The organism is Desulfosceptrum tomskiensis (genome assembly GCF_049818055.1).
GTDB lineage: Bacteria > Bacillota > Desulfotomaculia > Desulfotomaculales > JASEER01 > JBFLVT01.
Map to the genome: position 1 here is coordinate 1,811,267 of NZ_CP187479.1, position 21,352 is coordinate 1,832,618.

General features: G+C 62.0%; 21 protein-coding genes and 1 pseudogene. 2 read left to right on the forward strand and 20 right to left on the reverse strand.

All coding sequences use genetic code 11. The features are described 5' to 3' along the window. Position 1: 1 nt before the first annotated feature. From gpmI to ACPV0M_RS09290, 16 genes are all read right to left on the reverse strand, one after another. Positions 2–1,540, reverse strand: coding sequence for a 2,3-bisphosphoglycerate-independent phosphoglycerate mutase (gpmI, locus tag ACPV0M_RS09215; protein WP_425620357.1), 1,539 nt, complete (start codon positions 1,538–1,540; stop codon positions 2–4). Continuing rightward, entirely contained in the window at positions 1,537–2,307 is a 771-nt protein-coding gene (gene tpiA, locus ACPV0M_RS09220; protein ID WP_425620358.1) for a triose-phosphate isomerase, read from the reverse strand. Before tpiA ends, gpmI begins: the two co-directional genes overlap by 4 nt. Before the next feature lie 215 nt (positions 2,308–2,522). Beyond that, positions 2,523–3,701, reverse strand: coding sequence for a phosphoglycerate kinase (locus ACPV0M_RS09225; RefSeq protein ID WP_425622181.1), 1,179 nt, complete (start codon positions 3,699–3,701; stop codon positions 2,523–2,525). Positions 3,702–3,753: 52 nt separating this feature from the next. Then, the gene (gene gap, locus ACPV0M_RS09230; protein ID WP_425620359.1) at positions 3,754–4,785 is read right to left on the reverse strand and encodes a type I glyceraldehyde-3-phosphate dehydrogenase; all 1,032 of its coding nucleotides are present in this window, start codon (positions 4,783–4,785) and stop codon (positions 3,754–3,756) included. A gap of 42 nt (positions 4,786–4,827) precedes the next feature. Continuing rightward, positions 4,828–6,171 carry an RNA polymerase factor sigma-54 gene (gene rpoN / locus ACPV0M_RS09235; protein ID WP_425620360.1) on the reverse strand — a complete coding sequence of 448 codons (1,344 nt, stop codon included), beginning with the start codon at positions 6,169–6,171 and terminating at the stop codon, positions 4,828–4,830. Positions 6,172–6,173: 2 nt separating this feature from the next. Beyond that, positions 6,174–7,100 (reverse strand): DNA-binding protein WhiA, encoded by a 927-nt coding sequence (gene whiA, locus ACPV0M_RS09240; RefSeq protein ID WP_425620361.1) that lies wholly within the window; start codon positions 7,098–7,100, stop codon positions 6,174–6,176. Positions 7,101–7,218: 118 nt separating this feature from the next. Beyond that, positions 7,219–8,079 (reverse strand): RNase adapter RapZ, encoded by an 861-nt coding sequence (gene rapZ / locus ACPV0M_RS09245; RefSeq protein ID WP_425620362.1) that lies wholly within the window; start codon positions 8,077–8,079, stop codon positions 7,219–7,221. 178 nt (positions 8,080–8,257) lie between these two features. After that, a complete protein-coding gene (locus ACPV0M_RS09250) occupies positions 8,258–10,285 on the reverse strand; it encodes an amylo-alpha-1,6-glucosidase (protein WP_425620363.1) in 2,028 nt (675 codons plus the stop codon). A gap of 116 nt (positions 10,286–10,401) precedes the next feature. Next, positions 10,402–11,382, reverse strand: a complete 981-nt coding sequence (locus tag ACPV0M_RS09255; protein ID WP_425620364.1) for an ROK family protein — start codon at positions 11,380–11,382, stop codon at positions 10,402–10,404. Positions 11,383–11,647: 265 nt separating this feature from the next. Then, on the reverse strand, positions 11,648–11,962 hold the full coding sequence (locus ACPV0M_RS09260) for a type II toxin-antitoxin system RelE/ParE family toxin (protein WP_425620365.1): 315 nt from the start codon (positions 11,960–11,962) through the stop codon (positions 11,648–11,650). Beyond that, positions 11,947–12,132, reverse strand: a complete 186-nt coding sequence (locus tag ACPV0M_RS09265) for a hypothetical protein (RefSeq protein ID WP_425620366.1) — start codon at positions 12,130–12,132, stop codon at positions 11,947–11,949. The genes ACPV0M_RS09260 and ACPV0M_RS09265 overlap by 16 nt, the downstream gene beginning before the upstream one ends. Before the next feature lie 420 nt (positions 12,133–12,552). Further along, complete coding sequence (locus ACPV0M_RS09270) at positions 12,553–13,473, reverse strand: diguanylate cyclase (RefSeq protein WP_425620367.1); 921 nt, start codon at positions 13,471–13,473, stop codon at positions 12,553–12,555. 58 nt (positions 13,474–13,531) lie between these two features. Then, positions 13,532–15,184 (reverse strand): HD domain-containing phosphohydrolase, encoded by a 1,653-nt coding sequence (locus ACPV0M_RS09275; RefSeq protein WP_425620368.1) that lies wholly within the window; start codon positions 15,182–15,184, stop codon positions 13,532–13,534. Between the two features lie 384 nt (positions 15,185–15,568). Beyond that, positions 15,569–15,976, reverse strand: a complete 408-nt coding sequence (locus ACPV0M_RS09280; protein WP_425620369.1) for a PIN domain-containing protein — start codon at positions 15,974–15,976, stop codon at positions 15,569–15,571. Next, positions 15,976–16,245 (reverse strand): AbrB/MazE/SpoVT family DNA-binding domain-containing protein, encoded by a 270-nt coding sequence (locus ACPV0M_RS09285; protein WP_425620370.1) that lies wholly within the window; start codon positions 16,243–16,245, stop codon positions 15,976–15,978. The genes ACPV0M_RS09280 and ACPV0M_RS09285 overlap by 1 nt, the downstream gene beginning before the upstream one ends. Positions 16,246–16,372: 127 nt before the next feature. Continuing rightward, positions 16,373–16,498: a rubredoxin gene (locus tag ACPV0M_RS09290; RefSeq protein WP_425620371.1), complete on the reverse strand. Its 126-nt coding sequence runs from the start codon at positions 16,496–16,498 to the stop codon at positions 16,373–16,375. Between the two features lie 177 nt (positions 16,499–16,675). Between ACPV0M_RS09290 and rbr the strand changes: the two genes are divergently transcribed. Further along, positions 16,676–17,251 (forward strand): rubrerythrin, encoded by a 576-nt coding sequence (gene rbr, locus ACPV0M_RS09295; RefSeq protein ID WP_425620372.1) that lies wholly within the window; start codon positions 16,676–16,678, stop codon positions 17,249–17,251. A 180-nt stretch (positions 17,252–17,431) separates the two neighbouring features. Beyond that, entirely contained in the window at positions 17,432–17,848 is a 417-nt protein-coding gene (locus tag ACPV0M_RS09300) for a flavodoxin domain-containing protein (protein WP_425620373.1), read from the forward strand. A 174-nt stretch (positions 17,849–18,022) separates the two neighbouring features. Here the strand turns inward: ACPV0M_RS09300 and ACPV0M_RS09305 are convergent, their stop codons facing one another. The 4 genes and pseudogenes from ACPV0M_RS09305 to ACPV0M_RS09320 all read right to left on the reverse strand — a co-directional run. Further along, positions 18,023–18,607: a superoxide dismutase gene (locus ACPV0M_RS09305; protein ID WP_425620374.1), complete on the reverse strand. Its 585-nt coding sequence runs from the start codon at positions 18,605–18,607 to the stop codon at positions 18,023–18,025. A gap of 60 nt (positions 18,608–18,667) precedes the next feature. After that, positions 18,668–18,856: a nuclease-related domain-containing protein gene (locus tag ACPV0M_RS09310; RefSeq protein WP_425620375.1), complete on the reverse strand. Its 189-nt coding sequence runs from the start codon at positions 18,854–18,856 to the stop codon at positions 18,668–18,670. Between the two features lie 112 nt (positions 18,857–18,968). Continuing rightward, on the reverse strand, positions 18,969–20,690 hold the full coding sequence (locus tag ACPV0M_RS09315; RefSeq protein ID WP_425620376.1) for a GmrSD restriction endonuclease domain-containing protein: 1,722 nt from the start codon (positions 20,688–20,690) through the stop codon (positions 18,969–18,971). 136 nt (positions 20,691–20,826) lie between these two features. Continuing rightward, positions 20,827–21,327: pseudogene (locus ACPV0M_RS09320) on the reverse strand (type I restriction enzyme subunit R domain-containing protein); the annotation flags it as partial. Between the last annotated feature and the right edge of the window lie 25 nt (positions 21,328–21,352).

Consider the following 21,352-nt stretch of genomic DNA (forward strand, 5'->3'; position numbering starts at 1 on the left):
CTTATCCCTCCTTGGATTCTACGATTAGTGAACGCCCCGTCATCTCTTCCGGCCTGGGCAGGCTGAGCAGGTCGAGGATAGTGGGGGCGACGTCCTCCAGTCTTCCGTTCCTGAGCGACAGGCGCGGGCGCGCGGAAACCAATACAAACGGTACGGGGTTGCAGGTGTGCGCCGTGAACGGGCATCCCTGTTCATCGCACACCTTGTCGGCGTTCCCGTGGTCGCCCGTCAGGATGACCGTCCCCCGCCGCGCGAGGACCCGGGGAACGATCCGCCCCAGGCAGGCATCGACCGTCTCGATAGCCTGGACGGTGGCCTCCAGGTTGCCCGTGTGCCCGACCATGTCGGGGTTGGCGAAGTTCATGATCACGACGTCGTAACGGTCCAGGTTCTTGAGGAGCGCGTCGGTGACCTCCACGGCGCTCATTTGCGGCCGCAAATCATAGGTGGCCACCTGGGGCGACGGGATGAGGATCCTATCCTCCCCCGGGTAGGGGGTCTCGACCCCGCCGTTGAAAAAGAAGGTCACGTGGGCGTATTTTTCGGTCTCGGCCAGCCGCAGCTGCCTGAGGTTATGCCTGCTCAAGACCTCCCCGAGGGTGTTCTTGATGTGGGCGTGCTTGAAGGCGACCGGCGCCTCGATCGTCTTGTCGTACTCCGTGAAGCAGACGAAATGCACGGTGACGGGGCGGGGACCCCGGTCGAAACCCGCAAACTCCTTGTCGACGAAGGCCCGGGTGATCTGGCGCGCCCGGTCGGGGCGGAAGTTGAAAAAGATGACGGTGTCCCCGTCCTCAACCAGCCCCACCGGCTCGCCGCCGCTGACGATGACCGTGGGCTGGACGAACTCGTCGGTCTCCCCGCGCCCGTAGGCATTGTCCACGGCCTCGGCGGCCGAAACCGCGCCGATACCGTCTCCGTAAACCATGGCCTTGTAGGCCCTGGCCGTGCGTTCCCAGCGCTTGTCGCGGTCCATGGCGAAGTAGCGGCCCATAACCGTGGCGATCTTGCCCCGGCCGGCTTCGCGAAGTTTGTCCTCCAGGGCGTTGACGTACTCGATGGCGTTGGCGGGCGGAACGTCGCGGCCGTCGAGAAAGGCGTGGACGAAAACTTTTTCCTGTCCCAGACGCGCGGCCATCTCCAGGAGGGCGAAGAGGTGCTCGATGTGGCTGTGGACACCGCCGTCCGACAAAAGCCCCATGAGGTGAACGGCCCGGCCTCCTTCGCGCGCCTTTTTGAAGGCCTCGACCAGGACCGGGTTGGCGAAAAAGCTGCCGTCCTCGATGCTGCGGGTGATGCGTAAAAGATCCTGGTAAACGACCCTGCCGGCGCCCAGGTTCAGGTGCCCCACCTCCGAGTTGCCCATCTGCCCCGGGGGCAGGCCTACGTCCTCGCCGCAGGCCGAAAGAACGGCGTGGGGGTATTCGGCCCAGAGCCTGTTCCAGTTCGGGGTCGCGGCCCGGGTGATGGCGTTGCCGGCGTGCGGGTCGTCCTTACCCCAGCCGTCCAGGACGATGAAAACCAGCGGTTTGCCGCTCAAGAGCCGTAGACCTCCCGCGTAACGTTGACGATGGCTTCAAAACCAGCCAGGCTGAGGCTGGCGCCGCCGACCAGCGCCCCGTCGATGTCCGGCTGGGACAGAAGGCCCCTGGTGTTTTCCGGCTTGACACTGCCGCCGTACTGGATGCGCACGGCGTCGGCCGCCCCCGGGCCGAAATCCCGGGCGACCGCCCGCCTGATCAGGGCGCAGACCTCCTGGGCATCCTCGTCCGAGGCCGTATGGCCGGTTCCGATGGCCCAGACGGGCTCGTAGGCGACGACCAGACCCGCCGCCTGCTCCGGCGACAGGCCCTTCAGGCACCCGGCCAGCTGGGTGCCCACGACATCCGCGGTCCGGCCGGCCTTCCGCTGCTCGATCGTTTCGCCCACGCAGACGACGGGGGTGAGGCCGTGTTTCAAGGCGGCCACGACCTTCCTGTTGACCAGCTCGTCGGTCTCTCCGAAATACTGCCGCCGCTCGGAGTGGCCCAGGATGACGAAACCGCACCCGGCTTCTTTCAGCATCGGGGCGGAAACCTCTCCGGTATACGCGCCCTCGTCGGCCCAGAACATATTCTGTGCCCCCAGGCCGATGGCCCCTCCTTTCAGAACGGCGGCCACCGCCTCGAGGGCGGGGAAAGCGGGGCACAGGACGATCTCGATGCCCACCCAGCCGGCGACGGCGAGTTTGAGCTTTTTGGCGAAGGCGGCGGCCTCGGAAGGGGTCTTGTACATCTTCCAGTTCGCCGCGATAATCGGTGTCCGCATGTTTTCCTCCCCGTAATGAGTCAGTCATTACTCGTTACCCATATCCAACGGCCATCCCGAGGTGTTAGCTTAGACCGGGGCAATGCCAAATCCTTTCCAACGGGTCTCGCCTCTGACCTCCCACCTCTCACTTCTACGGCCATCCCGAGGTGTTAGCTTAGACCGGGGCAATGCCAAATCCTTTCCAACGGGTCTCGCCTCTGACCTCCCACCTCTCACTTCTCAAGAAGGGCCGCCACACCGGGGAGTTCTTTCCCTTCCAAAAACTTCAGCGAAGCCCCGCCGCCGGTCGAGGCATGCGAAACCTGATCCTTGACGCCCGCCTTCTCCAGGGCGGCCAAAGTGTCTCCCCCGCCGACGACCGACGCGGGCGCCTTGGCGACGGCTTTAGCCAGCGCCAGCGTGCCGGTGTCAAACCCGGGCTTTTCAAAAACACCCATGGGGCCGTTCCAAAACACGGTCGCCGCTTTTTCAATCCTGGAGCTGAACAATTCGACGGTAGCGCCGCCGATATCGAGGGCCATCCAGCCGGGCGGCACTTCCCCGACCTTAACCGTCTCGCGCTCGCCGGGAGCATCGACGCCCGGAGCGACAACCAGGTCAACAGGAAGCAGGAACTCGACCTGCTTCTCTTTGGCTTTCTCGAGAAGCTGCCGGGCGGTATCCAGCCCGTCCTTTTCGACGAGGGAACCGGCCATGTCATAACCCTGCGAGGCCAGGAAGGTGTTGGCCATCCCCCCGCCGATCAGCAGCGAGTCCACCTTGTTCGACAGCTTTTCCAGGACGCCGATCTTGTCCGCGATCTTAGCCCCCCCGATAATGGCGATAAACGGGTGCCGGGGGGCGGTCAGGAGGCCGGTCAGGACGTCCAATTCCCGCTCCATTAAAAAACCCGCCACTGCGGGTAGGTGCGCGGCAATGCCCGCCGTGGAGGCATGGCTGCGGTGGGCGGTACCGAAAGCGTCATTTACATATATATCAGCCAAACGGGCCAGCCGGCGGGCGAACTCGGCGTCGTTCTTCTCTTCCTCCGGGTAGAAACGGATGTTCTCCAGGAGCATTACCCGGCCGGGCTTGAGGGCACCGGCCGCCGCTTCGGCCTCGGGCCCGACGGCGTCGTGCACCAGCACGACTTCCTCGCCGATGAGTTCCTCCAGCCTCCCGGCCACGGGTTTAAGGCTGTACTTCTCGTCGCGCTTGCCCTTTGGGCGGCCGAGGTGCGAAGCCAGGATCACCCGCGCCCCGTTCTTCCTCAGGTACTCGATGGTGGGCAGGGCGGCCCTGATGCGCGTGTCGTCCGTCACGCGCCCGTCCGCGATAGGGACGTTGAAGTCCACGCGCACGAAGACGCGTTTGCCCTGAACGTCAACGTCACGCACAGTCTTTTTCTGAATCACGATGGAACCCTCCAATTCGGTTGTCGGTCGTCAGCCGTCAGTCGTCGGATCAGTAGCCCTTCAGGGCTACATACAAGGCCAGGTCCAAAAGCCTTTGCGTGTATCCCCACTCGTTGTCGTACCACGCCAGAACCTTGACCATGTTTTCCTGGATAGACATGGTCGAGGGCCCGTCAACAGTGGCCGAGTGGGGGTCCCCGTTGTAATCGATGGAGACGAGGGGCAGGTCGGAGTAAGCCAGGATCCCCTTTAGCGGCCCTGCCGCCGCCTCGATGAACGCCCCGTTGACCTCGGCGACGGTCGCTGCGCGGCTTAATTCCACAACCAGGTCAACCAGCGAAACGTTGGGCACCGGCACCCTGAGCGCACAACCGTTGAGGCGGCCCTCAAGCTCCGGCAGCACTCGGCTGACGGCGACGGCCGCACCGGTCGTCGTCGGAACAATGGAGAGGTTGGCGGCGCGTGCCCGGCGCGGGTCCTTATAGGGCATATCCAGCAGCTGCTGCCCGTTGGTATACGCATGCACGGTAGTCATCAACCCTTTGACGATGCCAAATCTCCGGTGCAGGACCTTGGCTACCGGGGCGAGACAGTTTGTCGTGCAGGACGCGTTGGAGATAACGTGGTGCGCCCGGGGGTCATAGACTTCCTCGTTCACTCCCATCACGATGGTTACATCGTCGTCTTTGCCCGGCGCCGAAATAATCACCTTCCGTGCACCGCTCGCCAGGTGCCTTGCGGCTTCCTTGCGTTCCCGGAACTTGCCCGTTGATTCGATGACGATGTCGACCCCCAGCTCCCCCCAGGGAAGCGCTTCCGGGTTCGCCTCGGCGAACACCTTGACCTCGCGCCCGTTCAGGACCATGTGCTCGCCGGAGCCGGTAGTATCGACGTTAAGTTTCCCGTGGACCGAGTCGTATTTAAGGCTGTGGGCCAATTCCTTGCCGTAATTGGGAGATACCGCGATCCGCCGCGACTTGTGGTTGACAGCAACAACCTCGACGTCATCCCTTTGCAGGGCCGCGCGCAATGCCAGGCGTCCGATCCGTCCAAAACCGTTGATGCCCAGCTTCACCGCCATTTTCCGCCCACTCCTTCCCTATTATCTCTCTCGCATCCCGTTTTATAACCCGCGCTTCCTTTGTCTGGCCGGCCGGAGGCCGAGCTCGTCACGGTACTTGGCCACCGTCCGCCGGGAGACTTCCATGCCCCGCCGGGCGAGGATGGCGGCAATCTGCCGGTCGCTGTAAGGGCGCTCTTGGTTCTCCTGTTTGACGATCTCCGCTATCCGGCGTTTCACCGCCTCGGCCGACACGTCCTTCGGTCCCGAGGCGAAAAAGAATTTCAGGCTGAATATGCCGCGCGGCGTCTGCGCGTATTTCCCGGCGACGGCTCGCGACACGGTCGATTCGTGTATTCCCAGCGCGTCGGCGACCTCCTTCAGCGTAAGCGGGACGAGAAAGGCCCGGCCTTTCTCGAAGAAAGCCTTTTGTTCCTCGACAATGCGGGTGACGACACGCCAAAGGGTCAGTCGCCGCCGTTCCACGTTCTTTAAGAGCTCCTGGGCGGCCTTGAGCCGCCCGCTGATGTAACCGCGCGTCTCGGCATCGCCGTCCGCCGACGCCAAAAGCCTCTGGTAAGTTGCGTTGATGCTCAGGCGCGGCAGGTCGGTCTCGTTGACCAAAACGACGAATTCCTTGCCAACTTTTTCTATTATAACATCGGGCATCAGGTAACGCGTCCCATGCCCGTCGGAAAACTGCAACCCCGGGCGCGGGTTGAGCTCCTTGATGACCTGGAGGGCCTCCGCGACGTCGGCGGCCTTGACCCTCAAGGACTTGGCGATCTTCTCGAACCGACCCGCGGCCAGGTCGTCGAGGTGGCCGGTCACCAGGCTCGCGAAGATCGGCTCGTCGAAACCCCGGCGCCTTAACTGCAGGACGAGGCTTTCCGCCACGTTCCGGGCCCCCACCCCCGCCGGGTGAAAGGTCTGGACGAGATCCAGGGCGGCCCGGACAGCATCCTCGCCGGTACGGAGCTCGCGCGCGGCCTCGCCGACATCCACCCGCAGGTAGCCGTCTTCGTCGAGGTTCCCGATCAGGTAGGCGGCGATCCTGCGCGTTTCGGCGTCGACCGGGCTCAAGCTGAGCTGGGACAGCAAGTGCTGCTCCAGCGTCTCCGTGGCGACGCCCACGACCGCGTCCCGTGCGCGGCGCCGCTCCGGCGCGAATCCGGTGTCGCTGGCGTCGTCAAGGTACCTCAGCCATTCGGCGCTTTCGGCCTCGCCCCCCGGCAGCCGCTCCTGGCCCGGGTCGGCCTCGAGGAGCGGGTTTTCCTGCAGTTCCCGGTCGATGTACTCGATCAGGTCGGGAAGCGGGAGCTGCAAGACGGTCAGGGCCTGCCGCTGCTCGATCCCGAGCGCCGGTTTTAGTGTTTGTCGCTGATCCAGGTGCAGGTCTTGGCGCATGTCTAACGTTTTTCCTTCCCGGCCAGCCTTTCCGCGATGGCTTCGAGACGCCGCATGCGGTGGCCCGCGCAGGATTTCGAAAGCGGCGGCGCGGCTAGTTCGCCGAGCTCCCGCAGGCTGGCGTCAGGATACCGCAGGCGGAGTTCGGCGAACTGCCGCAGCGGCTCGGGAAGCTTTTTCAGGCCCAGCGACTCGTCGATCCGCCGGATGATTTCCTGGTGGCGGACCGAGGCCTCGGCCGCCTTGCTCAGGTTGGCCGTATCACAGTTCACCAGGCGGTTGACCCGGTTGCGCATCTCTTTGTAAACGCGCGCGTTTTCAAAGGCCAGCAGGGCGTTGTGGGCCCCCATCAGGTTGAGGCAGTCGACGATCTGCGTGCCTTCCTTGATATACACGGTCCATCCGCGCCGGCGGCTGACGACGCGGACATCCAGCCCCAGCCGGGCCATCAGGGCGGCAAGGTCTTGCGCGACGGGCTCCGACCCGGCCATGATCTCCAGGTGGTATTCGCCCTTGGGACTCGACACCGAACCCCTGCCCAGGAACGCCCCCCTCAGGTAGGCCCTGCGGCAGCAGTCGCGACCGACCAGGCTTTTCTTAATGCCCCTGGCCTTAAGCCCCAGCGCCTTGCACGCCTCCGCAAAGCGGGGCTGGGATTCGACGATGACCTCGTAATGGTTGTTCTTCCGCAGGCGCTGCCTGCGGCGGATGGCTATGGTCGCTTCAAGGCCGCAGACGTGCTTCAGCAGCTTGTAAGCTTTGCGCGCGGCGCCGGCGTTTTCGGTGCCGATCGCCAGCCCCTCGGGCTCGGGTCCCGGCGCGCGCAAGGAGCCGCAAAAGCGCACCAGGGCAGCCAACTCGGCTTTCTGGCAGCAGAGCCGGCCCTCGATCCTGGCTAATTCCTCCTTGGTGCGGACCGAAAAGGTCAAAATATCCCGCCTTACTGCCAATATTATAGCACAATAGGCCAAAATGTGTTCTGCTATTTAACCGGTTCGCAGCCTTGTTTCTTGTTGTTATAGAGATATTAGTTAACCAGGGGACAAATTATTCGCCCTTTATGTCCCGGTGCCTGACGCTGATGCGGTGGCCCTGTTTCTTGAGCAGCTCGCCCAGGTGGTTGACCAGGGCGACGGACCGGTGCATGCCCCCCGTGCACCCGATGGCGATCGTGAGCGACGTCTTGCCTTCCTTAATATAGCGGGGAATGAGGAATTCGAGCAGCGAAGCGAGGCGTTCCACGAATTCCAAGGTATCCGGGGAGTTAAAGACGTAGTCGCGGACCTTCCGGTCGTAACCGGTCAGCGGCCGCAGGTCGCTGATATAGTGGGGATTGGGCAGAAAACGCACGTCGATGACCAGGTCGGCATCGAGCGGAATGCCGTGCTTGTAACCGAACGAGACGATATTGACGGCCAGCCTTTCCTGGCCGTCGTCCTCCCCGTAAAGGCCCGCGATTTCCTGCCTTAACTGGTTGACGGTCAGATTGGAGGTATCGATGATCTTGTTGGCCAGGCCTTTCAATTCCTGGAGACGCCGGCGTTCGGCCAGGATGCCCTCGATGATCTCGCCGGAAGGGCTCAAGGGATGGGGGCGGCGGCTCTCCTTAAACCGCCTGACCAGGGCCTCGTTGGAGGCGTCGAGAAACAGTATTTCGTAACGGATGCCCTCGGCCTTCAGTTCGTCCAGGACGCCGGCGAAGGCGCCGAAAAACTCCCCGCCCCGGATGTCGATGACCAAGGCCACGCGCCCGATCCTACTCTGGGCGCAGAGCTCGGCGAACTTCCGGATCAATGTCGGCGGCAGGTTGTCGATACAGAAAAACCCCAGGTCTTCCAAGACCCTGACGGCCTGCGTCTTACCCGCCCCGGAAAGACCGGTAATAATCACCATGCGGGGAGCGGTCATTGTTGAAGGCCTCCTGCAATCAGGACCTCAGATGCGAAACGCTTTGCGACCCTGATCGTACTCTTTTGCTTTCCTTTGGATAATTTAAACGCTTGTCGGCATAGTCCTCTCTGCCCGTCAAACTAAAAATCGGTCATCGGCAAACAGTTGTCAGCCGTCAGACCTGTTGCAGCTATTTTCATTCTTCGCGATCTTCGCGATGCGGTCGACACCGCACAGGGGTCTTAATCGGATAACCCGCTTCCAGCACGTCCTCCACGTAGGCGCGGAGCAGCTCACCCACGCCCCAGGCCTGGGCGAAACAGCCCCGGGGATAGATCGGCTCGTCGCCGTCGAAGATCTCCGATATGCTGCCCACGCCGTGGTCCCGGAGGTGATCCTCGAACGGTTGGATAAAGGCCCTGGCCTGTTCCCCGCTCTCGGGCGAATAACCGTGCGCGCGCCGGTAGGCGGTGATGAACGGGCCGACCAGCCAGCTCCAGGCCGTCCCCTGGTGGTAGCTGCCGTCGCGGCGCACCCGGTCCCCGATGTAGACGCCCCGGTAGTCGGGGTCCCTGGGGCTCAGGCTGCGCAGGCCGTATGTGGCGTACAGCTCGCGCCAGACCTTGCGGACGACGTCCCGGGACTGTTCGCGGTCGAGCATGCTGAACGGGAGACTGGCCGCCAGCAGTTGGTTGGGACGGACCCTGGCGTCCTGCTCGTGACCGGTCACCACGTCGCAAAGCCATCTTTCGCCTCCCGGCCAGCCGTACACCCAGAACCGGCGGTGAAAACTATCTTTAACCTTTTCCGCAAGCCCGCGGTACGGAAACTCTTCGTCGAACTTCTCGCACAGATGTTCCAAGACCTTGAGCGCGTTGTACCACAGCGCCTGGATTTCGACCGGCTTGCCGTGGCGGGGCGTGACCACCCAATCGCCGATCTTGGCGTCCATCCAGGTAAGCTGGACGTCGGGGGCCCCGGCCCGGACCAGGCCGTCGTCGTCAATACCGATGTTGAAGTCCGTGCCCCGGACGTACCAGGCCACAATGTCCCGCAGCACCGCAAAGATCTCGCGGCGGATGAAGCCGTAGTCATCGGTATACTGCAGGTACTTGTACACGGCGTTGAAGAACCAGAGCGAGGCGTCAACGGTATTGTACATCGCCTCCCTGGCCCCGATTTTAAAGGCGTTGGGCAAAAGGCCGTTGTTGGCCTGCCTGACGTAGGTCAAAAGGATCTGCCTGGCTTCCTCGTAGCGGCCGGTGACCAGCGTCAGCCCCGGGAGGGAGATCATGGTGTCCCGCCCCCAGTCGGTGAACCACGGGTAGCCCGCGATGATCGTCTTGGTTCCCGTCGATTTCCGCAAAACGATGAAGGCGTCGGCCGCCACGACCAGGGCTTGAGCGAAGGGGTCTGCAAACCCGGCCTTTTCGATAAGCACTTGCACGCGCTCTCGTTCAGCCTCCAGCAGCTCTTCGCCGTTCAGAAAGGCCTTAGCCTCGACCGAGGCGCTGAAGGTGAAAGCGGCATGCTCCCGGGGCTGCAGCACAATCTCGAAATAACCCGGAACGTAGTGGTCCTCGTACGGGTTTTCGCCGCGTTCGGCCTCGATGCGGTAGTACATCCCCTTAAACCAGTACCCGGTCTCGTAGTACCTGCCCCGGCTGCAGGCCAGCTTGAGCGGCGGGAATTCGGGCCGGCCGGCGATCTCCGTGCTGCGAAGGTGAGGTTTCTGCGCAAAGGTGATCTGTCCTTCGTGAGTGATGAAGTGGTAGCCGCGGTCGTTGATCATCGGCGTGAGCCGCAGCGTGGCCTTCTCCAGGCCGTTCTGCACCTTGTAGAGGACCACGGCGGCGTTGTGCCCGTATGGCATGAAGACCGTCTTGCGGACGGTGATGTCGCCCATGCTGTAGATAAAGGTAGGGAAAGGATCGCAGACGACGCGCTGGAGGTGCAGAAAACCCCTGTCCGACACGCCCCCGCCGGTCTCGTTAACGGCGAGGTTGTAAAAGGAAGAGGGCGTTTCGATACACTCGTCGAGCTTGGCCACGTGCAGGACGCGCAGGCCGGGCGGGTTGTGGGCGGCCATCAGCAGGGAGTGGTACTTGCGGGTGTTGGCGTTGATCAGCGTGCCGCAGGCGTAGCCGCCGAGGCCGTTCGTTACCAGCCATTCCTTTCCCGCGCCCCGTTCAAAGGTGCGCCACTCGTCCTTGCCGAACTCCAAAAGTTACCCATCCTTCGAATCTTTTTGCTTATCTTGTCTCGGAACCGCCCCTGTCAATCACCTACCTTAATGGCACTAAGCGTTAAGCATCATGATATAATCCTATTGCCTGGTGCTTAATGCCCGGTGCCGCTATGGCCTTGGGCTATCTCCAAGGCCATAGCGACGGCGCCCATCACGCCCGAACGCCCGCCCAGGGCGGCCGGGACTACTTGTAGAGAATCGAGCGCAGCCTCCCAGACCAGTTCCTGCAGTTCCCGCAGCATCACGTCCCACATCGCGCTGCCGCCCGTCATCACCCCGCCCCCCAGGACGATCATCTCCGGGTTGAGCATGTTGACGACCACGGCCAGCCCCCGGCCCAGGTAGGCCGCCGCGCTGCGGACGATCTCCTTCGCCTGGGGGTCTCCCCTTTCCGCGGCCTCAAAGACGAGGGGCGCCGTGATTTTCCCGGCGCTCCCCCCCGCCAGCGCCAGCAGTCCCGGAGCCTGGCCGCTCTTGGCCAGCCGCCTGGCCTCCCGCGCTATCGCCGTCCCGGAGGCAAGCGCTTCCAGGCAGCCCCTGCCTCCGCAGCGACATGCAGGGGCGTCGGCGATCGGCAGGTGCCCGATCTCTCCGGCCACCCGGCCGGCTCCTCGGTACAGCTCTCCGTTCAGGATCAGCCCCCCGCCGATGCCCGTGCTGACCGTCACGTATACCATGTCCCGCGTACCGCGCCCGGCTCCGAAGAGGTGCTCGCCCAGGGCGGCGAGGTTGGCGTCATTGTCGATGCGTACGGGGACCCCGACCCTGGCCGCAAGGGATGCAGCCAGCGGCACACCGTGCCAGCCGGGAAGGTTCGGGGCCTCTTTGACGATCCCCGTCGACGGGTCCAGCGGCCCCGGGGCGCCGACCCCCACCGCGACCAGTTCATCCCTGCCGGCTTTTTGCCGGGCCAGGACCTCGCCCACCGAGGCCGCCATGCGTTCCACGACGTGGTCAAATCCCCGCCCGCCTTGCGTGGGAATCTTGATTTCCTGCACGACCCGCCCCTCGGTATCGGCCAGGGCGGTCAAGATCTTCGTTCCCCCGAGGTCGATTCCGGCAACGTAAAGCAAAATGTCACTCCCAACAAAGAAGTCAGAGCCCGGATGCAGAGGCAGAAGTCAAAAAAGGCGACCGCCTCCGCGATCGCTTTATTATGGCACACTCTCTCCCCTCGGTTCTTCGGCACAATAGGTATTCCTATTTTTACACCGTTCCGCTCGATATAATTCCCAACCGGCAGAAGATAATGCCGAAGTTATTACCACGTTCCTGGCTCGTACCGATCTAATGACGGTAGAGCCTTCTCGGAAAAGCCTGGCTTTTTGAACAATATCCCTAGCCGTTTCGTTTTCCCCTTCTCCATAACCTTTTTAGATTACGTTTTCTATGGACAAGGCCTACTATTAAGACCTGGGATTCTTCAAGGCGGTAGATGAGGCGATAACCTCTTATGAGGAGTTCGCGGAACTTGCGGTCACCGAGTTCGGGAACGATACGTCCCCTTTCCGCAAACCTTCTTAGAGAACGGCTGGCGTCAAGAATCTCTTGCACAACCGCCGCAGCGTAGAAAAGCGAGTCTTTGGCAATGTACCGGGCAAGCGCTTCGAGATCGGCGGCGGCTTCGCGAGACCAGACTATTCTTCGATCCATTTTGCCATCATTTGTTCGAGCTCTTCCTGTGAGTAAACCCGCCCATTCTCGGCATCTTCCAACCCGCGTTTAATCTTCTGAAGAACATAAAGGTGATACTGAATGTCCTCTAACGAGCAATCATCAGGCAAGCGGGTCAGGAGCTTACCGACTTCTTGTTTTATTCCCACGCCGAACTCCCCTTTATCTGTTAACCTGTTATAAGTTTATTCTAAACGCCGGTGGTACTGATCGCCAAACGTTTTCAGAAACTTCTCGGGGCCAAACCTCAATACTTCAAAGTTTTTACCGCCTAAGCCGCCAAACACATTTTTACAATATTATTTGGAAGGGGTTAACACTGTCCCAAGCTCCTACGGACCGTCGAGACGTTGCCTGTTTTAGGACAAACTTTGAACTTTTGCGACCTGACCCCTTGATTACCGACGGTTGCCTCTAGCCGTAACGTGGTAGAATACTTCATTACTGGTACAGGCGCGGCGTGCGCAATACCATTACCCGTTCTTCGGGGAATTGCACTATGGGAGAGAGCAAAAAACAGATGTGCTTGCCTTCAGCTAACTGGATAATTAACTTGGGTGTGCATCACGTCACGCCTGCCCGCCGGCGACGATGCAGTCCTTGCCCGCCGCCTTCGCCGCGTAAAGGGCGCGGTCCGCGGCGGCGAGAATCTCGTTGACGCCGGCCGTCTCCCGGCCGCCCTCGACCACGCCGCCGCTGAAGGTGACGCGCAGTCTTTCGCCGCCTCCGGGCACGGTCAAGGGGTGGGCCAGCCACGCCTCCCTGGCGCGCTCCGCCACGGCCAGCGCCGCCGTCAGATCGGTCTTGGGCATCAGCACCGCGAACTCCTCGCCGCCGTAACGGGCCACGACGTCGGTCCGGCGGAAGCTGGCCCACAGCACAGCGCCGAACTCGCGCAGCACGTGGTCGCCGACCAGGTGGCCGTGGGTGTCGTTGACCCGCTTGAAGTCGTCCAGGTCGGCCAGCAGCAAGCTGAACGGCGTCCCTTCCCGGCGGCTGCGGAAGATTTCCTCCTCCACGCGCGCCAACAAGTAACCGCGGGTGTGGCATCCGGTCAGTGCGTCGTGAAAGGATTCGTAGCACAGGGCCTTCGCCCGCCTGATCCGGCTTTTGACCCGCAGGACGAACTCCTCCGGCTGGAAAGGCTTCACGATGTAGTCATCGGCGCCGCAGTCATATCCTTCCCGCAGGTATTTCAGGTCGCCCAGCGCCGTCAGGATGATCACCGGCACCCATTTCAGACGCTCTTCGGTCCTGATCTCGCGACAGAGGTCCAGACCGTTCGCATCGGGCAGCACCATGTTCAGGACCACCAGGTCGGGCTGCATCAGCTTCAGGGTCCTCCTGGCCGAAGCGCCGCTCCCGGCTTCCACCACCTCGATCCCTTCGGGGGAGCAATGCTTTTTTATGACGCCCCGGACAACCGGACTGTCTTCGACCACCAGTATCTTGTAGACCGCGTCCGCCGATGAGGCGCTGGCATCTCTCATTTCAGCAGATTCTCCTTTGCCGTCCGGTCTCGATTCTACACCGCGCAGGCGCGGGCGGTCAATCCAACCCCTTTCCCCACGACAGTCCGCTCCCTGAGTCTATGCGACGCCGCAAGACATCTGTAAGAAGGGTAATCAGAGTACCCCCCCCCCCCCCAATTTCTTCCATCTCCTCGGCCGGAACCCGCAGGAACGCCTCCACCACGCGCGGGTCGAACTGCCGGCCTGCCCATCGCCGCAATTCCTCCAGCGCCTGCTGGGGAGTAAGCGCCTGCCGGTAGGGTCTGGCCGACGTCATCGCGTCGTAGGTGTCGGCCACCCGGATGACCCGCGCCAAAAGAGGTATCTCCTCCCCCGCCAGTCCGTCGGGATAGCCGCCGCCGTCGTAGTCCTCGTGGTGGTGCCGGACCGCCGCGATCACCGCCGTGGGGAACCTGGCGGGCTCAATAATCCTGGCCCCCACCACGGGGTGGCTCTTGACTTCTTCCCACTCCGCGGGATCAAGGCGCCCGGGTTTCAAAAGAACGTCCTCGGATACGCCGATCTTGCCCACGTCATGCAGGAGCGCGGCCAGGTAAACCTGCTCCTGCTCCTCAGTGTTCAGGCCAAGCGCACGCGCGCAGGCCCGCGCCAGTTTCGCCACGCGCACCGAATGCCCCCGCGTGTACGCGTCCTTGGCCTCCAGGGCCGCCGCCAGTGCCTGCAGGGCGCTCAGGTAGTATTCCTTCAACGACGCGTAGAGGCGCGCGTTCTCCAGGGCCAGGGCAACCTTGGCGGCGATGGCGGTGAGATATCCGGTAACGGCCTCGTCCCAGGCGCGGGGCGCCGTGTCGTAGACGCCGAGAGTGCCGAGGACACGGCCCCTGGCGCGCAGCGGCACGACCAGGGCGCTTCGCACCGCCGGAGCAAGTTGCGGCAGGAGCATCTTCCCGCCGGCCGCGCGCAGGTCGGAGACGACCACCGGCTCGCCGGTTTTAAACGCGGCGCCCGCGACGGAGTTCTCCACCGGGAGCTCCCTGATCGCCTCCGGATCCACCCCTTCGACGCCATGCACGGCGCGTGCCACCAGCGCTTTTTTCTCCTCGTCGTAGGTGCGCAGAAGACACACGGGCACGTCCAGCGTGCGGGCGGTCTCCCGCACCACCCGGAGGACGAGCCTTTGCTCATCATACTCTATGGCTATGTCTTCGCCCAGGCACGAGACATCAAGGAGCAGCCTGTGGCTCTCAAACGACCGGGCCGCGTAGGAGGTCACCGCCCGGACGAGGCTGCCGGCCTCGGCAAGCCTTGCCTCCGTCCACACCGGCACCTGCTGCGCCAGCTCCACAAGCTTCTCCCGCGGGCAGTGCAGCTCATCGGCCAGGAGGGCGAGTTTTTCTTCTTTGAGGCGGGCAACGGCCACGCCGCCGGCGATCACAACGCCCTGCCTGTCCACCGGCACGCCGATATTGACCAGCCCCGCGTGGCAAGCGCGGCGCTGGACCTCCCCGCCGGACAGGACGGCGCGGGCCAGTTCCCGGCGAAAGGTCTCGCACGCCATCCTCCCCTCGTACGTGCTGTTGACCAGCACGCAGAAGGGAGGAAGGTTGCTCTTGCCGAACAGCGCGCGGCCGCGCGCGTCCGTGGTGATGATCGCCAGGCCGGTCATCCTGGCGATCTCTTCCTGCAATTGCCAGAAACCGGCGCGCTCCAGGAAAGCGGCGTAATCCATAACCCACTCCCGAAATCTCTCGTTCGGTGACGATCCCCGTCGCCGTGCGGCGTAATTTACAACATTTTAGCAACAGCTGGCGAAAATGTATACATCCCCTGCTGTCCGCTGGAACACTACAGCCGCTCACATCGTGCTCGTCCAGCCAATTGAGCAGGATCACACTGGGGACAGGACCGGGAAAGCAGACGGCGTCCGATATCCCGTGTGCCTGGCGGGTGCGCGGGCGTGTCCCCCGAGGACTGCGGCGGCATAACGGGGCTGAAAAACATAAAAGCCGCTTGGAGCCCCGTCTGCCACCCAAAACGGCTTTTCTCTCGGCCGGCCGGGAAAGAGAACCCAGGCGACACAACCATCTTTCTGTCCGTTGACCGCCTCGGACGGTTATCCCGGGGGTTTAACCCAGGTGACTTTAAGCCTTGCGAAGTCATTATCGAAAGAACAGACGCCCTCTCCGTGTCTCCGCGCCTGCGCGGCAAGGAAGGCATCCACGAAGTCGACGTTCTTGTCAGCCATATCCTGCAAGGCCTGTACCACCAGATCAGGGTTTTCGGCCCGGACGCCGTCCGCCCTTATGAAGGGAATCAGAGTATCGGCAATCTCCCTCCTGGTGTACTCGTAGAACGAAGAGAGCACCCATACCGCTTCAGCCACCACCAGGTGGGATAATCGCAGGCAGGTTTCCCCTTTCTCGGCGCGGTTCATAAGCTCTAAAGCCTGCGCGGCCATCTCCGGGGGATCACCGGTAATGAAGCGCAGGATAACGTTGGCGTCGATCCATAAGCACGCCATTACTCTTCTTTCCCTTTACTCAACTTACTCCCCTGCGCCAGCCTGGCGGCCACTTCTTTTCGTACCTGTTCCTTGCCTGGATACTTCCTGGTCGCCGGTAAAGAGGCATATAGCTCCGTCAGGCGCTTGCGCTTGAAGGCCCTTACCATAACTTCGCCTTCGGGGTTTACATCGAATGTCAACTCGTCACCCGGCTGTAGGTCAAGCTTACGTCGAACGGTCACCGGTATGGTTATCTGGCCCTTACTGGTCACTCGCGCCCTTAACATTCCGGCACCTCCTTACCACCACTATAGATCTTACATCAGGTTTTAGTCAAGGGTATGCCGATCCCCCCGGCGAAAAGCCGCCCAGCCTGCCTCGGGCGGGGTGGCTTTATTTTCGGGTTTTCCGGTTTCAGGCCTTCTCGAAGACATCCTTAGAAGCACCGCAAACCGGGCAGGTCCAGTCCTCCGGCAGTTCGGCGAAGGGCGTCCCCGGGGGGACGCCGCCGGCGGGATCGCCCGCATCCGGGTCGTACACGTACCGTTCTCCGTCATTGCGGACCCCCTCCCGGCAAGAATTCAGCACCCGGGTACATGATTCGGCACGATCACCCTTTCCCTGCCGGACATGGTACGAACTGGCTTGTCTTCCCGACCCCGGTGAGTTAGTATGACAGAAAAAGCCATACCAACCGTCAGAAGGAGGGTGAGCCGGATGCCCGGTCTCAAGGGGACCCGGACCGAAAAGAACCTGCTGACCGCCTTCGCCGGCGAGTCCCAGGCGCGCAACCGCTACACCTACTACGCCGGCCAGGCGAAAAAGGAAGGCTACGAACAAATCGCCGCCGTCTTCCTGGAGACGGCGGACAACGAAAAGGAACACGCCAAGCGCCTTTTTAAGTTCCTGGAAGGCGGCGAGGCGGAGATCAGCGCCGCTTTTCCGGCCGGCCGGATCGGCACGACGGCCGAGAACCTGGCCGCCGCCGCCGGCGGGGAGAACCACGAACACACCGTCATGTACCCCGATTTTGCCCGGACGGCCGAGGAGGAGGGCTTCCCGGAGATCGCCGCCGTCTTCCGGGCCATCGGCCGCGCCGAGCAGAGCCACGAGGAGCGCTTCCGTGCCCTGCTGGACAACGTGACACGCGGCCGCGTCTTCAAGCGGGAGGAGAAAACGACCTGGCGCTGCCGCAACTGCGGCTACCTCCACGAAGGCGAGGAAGCGCCGGAGGTCTGCCCGGCCTGCGCCCACCCGCGTGCCTACTTCGAATTGCCGGCGCGTAACTATTAGGCAAGCCCAACGACGCCTTCGGCCAGTACCTCGCCACGACGGAGCGCTTCGACGACGAGGTCGACCATCGCCCCCAGCCATGGCATCATCTGGCGACGGGATCCCGGCCGGATCTTCGAGGCTTACGCCCGCTGGGCCGAGGGCCGGGGAACGGCGAAGGCCGTCATCGCCTACGACACCATGTGGCTGAGCACCGAGAAGATGGCCCACGCCCTCCTGGACGGCCTGGCGGCCGGAGGCTACGCGGCCCGGCTGTTCAAGCTCTCGGTCTCGGACCACAGCGAGATCGTCAAGGAAATCCTCGAGGCGCACGCCGTCCTGGTGGGCTCGCCGACCATCAACAACGGCGCCCTGCCCGTCGTTTCCTCCTTCCTGGACGAGCTGGCGGGCCTGCGGCCCGGGAACAAGGTCGGCCTGACCTTCGGCTCCTATGGCTGGGGCGGCGGCGCCCTGAAGGTCATCGAGGAGCGGCTGAAGGCCGCGAAGATCGAACTCGCGGCCGAACCGGGTCCGACCGTGAAGTGGGCTCCCACGCCCGACGACCTGCGGCACTGCTACGACCTGGGGCTGGAGATCGCGGCCCGTATCAGAGACTGAAGCAAGAAGACGAAGGGGCAGGGGGAGTATGCGCCATGGGCAAGGGGTCCCCGGAACCGGCCGTCTACCAGTTCAAAGTCACTCTTTTGACCATCGGGTCCTGGACAACTCCGGCTTGCAGGACGGGGTTCTCAACAATGCAAAGGAGAGCTTAGCCCCCCTTCGCACTCCCCGCTACTTCGCCGCGGCAAACCGGCGGTTGACGTCATCCCAGTTGACCAGGTTCCACCAGGCTTCCACCCATGCCGCCCGCCTGTTCTGGTATTTGAGGTAGTACGCGTGTTCCCACACATCGCAGACCAGGAGCGGGACGACTCCCCACTGGGTCAGGTTCTGGTGTTTTTCGGCCGTCAGGATGACCAGCCGGCCGAAACCAGGGTTCCAGGCCAATACAGCCCAACCGGAACCTTCAACAGCTACAGCGGCGGTCGAGAACTGCGTCCTGAAGCTGTCGTAGCCGCCGAAATCCAGATCAATCTGGGCGGCGATCGGCCCCGTGGCCGAACCGCCGGCGTTGGGCGCCATATTCTCCCAGAAGATGGTATGCAGGATATGACCGGAACCGTGGAAAGCCAGCTCGCGCTCCCAGTGCTTGACCAGGGCGAAGTCGCCCTTCTTCCTCGCCTCGGCGAGCCTGGCCTCCGCGTTGTTCAACCCGTCAACGTAGGTCTTGTGGTGCGCGTCGTGATGCAGACGCACCGTCTGTTCGTCGTAATAAGGCTCGTAGGTAGGCTGAAAACTTGGAACAGAGGATTCCACAACTTAAGTAAGGAGGTGTTTCAATTCCTCGTAGGTAGGCTGAAAACTAACTATGAAACACTACGAAGCTCCTTCACACCGCACCCACGAACCGCCTTCCTTCCGCCGCCAGTTATCTTTATACCCTGTGAAAGCACCTTCCCAGGCTTTGGTTTCTATCAGGTAAATCCCCGGCGGCCCGATCAGGACGTGGTCCAACTGAATGAATTCCTCCGGCTTGGGCTCTAAAACCACGTCGTTGACCAGCACCCACTCTTTGGATTTTCGCGGGCCACTTTCTCCTGAATCTTGCGGCGGAAAACCTCTTTGATCGCCTCGTTCTGGCGCATCACCCGTGCCGGCACTGCGTTTCCTCCCCAGATTAAAGTATCAGATAGGCCGCCAACGCCGCCATAATCCGCTTCTCCCGCGCCTGCAAAAAGCCTTCGTAATCATCGCGTTCCATCGCCACCAGCGCCGCCTCGTCAATCAGATGGGTAGCCATAATTTCTTGCTTCCTTTCCGGCGGGACCAACTTGGCCAGGTAATCGCTCGGCCTCATCCGGCTGATCCGGCGGTTGGTGGCCTGGGAAATCAGCGTCCGGTTAAGCACCGTATTGATGTCCGGGTTTTGGTACTTACTTTTACCTTCAGCGTCTTTCACCGACGCCAAGAAGGCGCGCGGGAAAATATGGTGGTCGTCCAGCGCGTGAAATTCGATCGCGTCGTCGGCCTGGAAATCCTTGGCTCCCTGAATGGCCACCAGGTTGATGACCCCCCGGTAAACGGCGTTGACCCGCGCCGTATCCCGCAGCGAAAAATTAGGATTGCGAAGGATATTACGGTCTATTTGTTCGAAAACAGCCGGCTTATGGCCGGGGTCGCTGAACCACTGGACCAAATCCCGGTAATCAGCAAGCGTAATGCTCTCCACGGCCCCGGCGTACCGCTCAAGAAAAACCGAACCCCAGTACCACTTTTTTACCCCGCGGTAAGCCCGATTATCCAGTTTATCCCGGTCAATCCTGTAGAGAAGAGCAGCCAGTACCGGCATCATTGTCGAATACGGGAGCCACTTCTGCGCAAACGCGCCGAACCCGTCCTGACTCGTCGAAGTGGTCCGCTTGAGGGCTTTTTCCATGTAAACTACGGCGGTGTGCCAATCTTTTTCGAAGCCTTCCGGCCGCAGGTTAATTAGGGACTTACTTTTAACCTCCTGTTCCCGGATAAGCGCTAAGGTACGTAGCACCAGAACACCGTAGATATCAGGATCCCCACCCGAGAACTGGCGGAGCAATTCATTATCCTCCACCGCCTGCTGCCAGAGCCGGTGCAGGTCAACACCGAAACGGTATAACCGGGCAGTCAAAAGGTCATATACCGAAAGAGCCACCCCGGTACTGTTGAGCTTCTCGAATATGGCGCATACTTCGGCAATACCGTCAGCATCGTCTGGCTTCACCTTCGGGATTTCAATCGTCGGCACATAAAACTGCCGGATGACCCCAACGGCGCGGTTCCACACCGGCTTATGCACCTTAAAGTACTCGTTAAAGTACCGCTCCTGGTCGCGCTCAATCAGCCAGCGTTCGTAATCGTTGAGCCAGTCTTCCCACCGCGGCAGTTCCGTGAACGGAACAATTAGGTTTTCAAACTGGTAGTCTTGATCCAGGTAACGCCCGCACAGGTCAGCTCGTTCGCTGAAGACGGCCGCATCCAGGTCACCAGCACTGATCTTGCTTAAGTCTAAGAAAAAACGGTATGGATACTTGGTCCACTTTAAAGGAAGCGGCGGCGCCGCAAAAGCGTAGTGCAGGGAGGTTAAGCGTTGCTGGCCGTCGAGAATCAGCCAGTCGGGCTTGAGTTGCTCCGCCGGCTTCTCTACCCCGGCCACGGCCCGGAAAGCGAAGGGGCTGCTCTCCGCATCCACTTTTAAAAGAAGGAACGAACCAATAAAGTAACCCTTCAGCACCGAGGTCAGAAGGTCTCTTACATCATCCCGGGTCCAAACGAAGTTGCGCTGAAACTCGGGCAGGACGATCTCCCCGCTCCTCGCCCGCTCCACCAGGTCGAGCAACCTTTTCTTGTCCGGCGTGATATCCAAGATGCTTCACCATCCCTTATCTCCGGTCTTCCGAAACCCTACGCCGCCTCCGGCCAGTCGCGGTAGAGGCTCTCCGCCTGCTCCATAATGATGACCACCAGCGTCTCGCACGCCGCCGGCTTGTACCCGTAACGGCCGCAATCGCCTGGTCCAAGGGAATCATCACCTCGTTGTGGTCTTTCTTGGTGTAGCAGGCCAGCGCTTTTTTGAGGTCGTCCGCGATCCCGATGTAGTCCACGATCAGCCCGCCCGGCTTGTCCTTGAAAACGCGGTTCACCCGGGCGATCGCCTGCATCAGATTGTGGCCCTTCATAGGCTTGTCAACGTACATCGTGTGCAGGCAGGGGTTGTCAAAGCCGGTGAGCCACATATCCCGGACGATCACTAACTTTAAGGGGTCGTCGGGGTCCCGGAAGCGCTTCTTCAGTTCCTTCTGCTTGGCCTTGCTCCGGATGTGCGGCTGGTAATCCTCCGGGTCGCTCGCCGCGCCGGTCGTCACCACCGCCACCTCGGGACAGCCCGGCAGCTCCCGCAGGTACTTATAAAGCTCAACGCAGATGCGCCGCCTCATGCAGACGACCATGGCCTTGCCGTCTTAAGCCTCCAGTCGCCTCTCGAAGTGGGGCACGGCGTCGCGCAGCTGCCGGGCGAAGCCGTCGATG

What these genes read in the sequence shown, in the direction of transcription:
- gap (WP_425620359.1), bottom strand. Translation starts at nt 4,785, where the DNA reads ATGGCGGTGAAGCTGGGCATCAACGGTTTTGGACGGATCGGACGCCTG.
- ACPV0M_RS09280 (WP_425620369.1), bottom strand. Translation starts at nt 15,976, where the DNA reads ATGGCGTGCTTATGGATCGACGCCAACGTTATCCTGCGCTTCATTACC.
- rapZ (WP_425620362.1), bottom strand. Translation starts at nt 8,079, where the DNA reads ATGACCGCTCCCCGCATGGTGATTATTACCGGTCTTTCCGGGGCGGGT.
- ACPV0M_RS09285 (WP_425620370.1), bottom strand. Translation starts at nt 16,245, where the DNA reads ATGTTAAGGGCGCGAGTGACCAGTAAGGGCCAGATAACCATACCGGTG.
- ACPV0M_RS09275 (WP_425620368.1), bottom strand. Translation starts at nt 15,184, where the DNA reads ATGGATTACGCCGCTTTCCTGGAGCGCGCCGGTTTCTGGCAATTGCAG.
- rpoN (WP_425620360.1), bottom strand. Translation starts at nt 6,171, where the DNA reads ATGCGCCAAGACCTGCACCTGGATCAGCGACAAACACTAAAACCGGCG.
- ACPV0M_RS09270 (WP_425620367.1), bottom strand. Translation starts at nt 13,473, where the DNA reads ATGAGAGATGCCAGCGCCTCATCGGCGGACGCGGTCTACAAGATACTG.
- ACPV0M_RS09300 (WP_425620373.1), top strand. Translation starts at nt 17,432, where the DNA reads ATGTGGCTGAGCACCGAGAAGATGGCCCACGCCCTCCTGGACGGCCTG.
- tpiA (WP_425620358.1), bottom strand. Translation starts at nt 2,307, where the DNA reads ATGCGGACACCGATTATCGCGGCGAACTGGAAGATGTACAAGACCCCT.
- rbr (WP_425620372.1), top strand. Translation starts at nt 16,676, where the DNA reads ATGCCCGGTCTCAAGGGGACCCGGACCGAAAAGAACCTGCTGACCGCC.
- ACPV0M_RS09260 (WP_425620365.1), bottom strand. Translation starts at nt 11,962, where the DNA reads ATGGATCGAAGAATAGTCTGGTCTCGCGAAGCCGCCGCCGATCTCGAA.